This window comes from Pantoea sp. SIMBA_079, assembly GCF_046940275.1.
GTDB classification, from domain to species: Bacteria; Pseudomonadota; Gammaproteobacteria; order Enterobacterales; family Enterobacteriaceae; genus Pantoea; species Pantoea borealis.
Genome location: NZ_JAWRYR010000482.1, coordinates 1 through 262, shown reverse-complemented (window position 1 = coordinate 262; position 262 = coordinate 1). Strand labels below are relative to the sequence as shown.

The window sequence follows — 262 nt, the reverse complement described above, 5'->3', positions numbered from 1 at the left end:
GGCACTTCCAGGTCATCGACCAGCTTGCCGGTGGGGAACATGGCACCGCCACCGCCGTCTTCATCGGCAGCAGGGTCGAGAAACTCCAGCTGCACCTCGGCCGCCGGGAAGGTGACCCCGTCCAGCTCGAAGTCGCCGGTTTCCTGCACTTCACCTTCAGTGATCGGGACGTGGGCGATGATGGTCTTGCCGATATTCGCCTGCCAGATACGCACCGTGGCGATACCGTTGCGTGGAATACGCGCCGGGTCGACCAGGCCAC

The 262-nt window shown here is 64.1% G+C and carries 1 protein-coding gene; it reads right to left on the bottom strand.

What is annotated here, in order from left to right; all coding sequences use genetic code 11:
* A partial coding sequence (locus tag SB719_RS20885; RefSeq protein ID WP_412159852.1) for a PrpF domain-containing protein occupies positions 1 to 262 on the bottom strand: 262 nt, incomplete at both ends.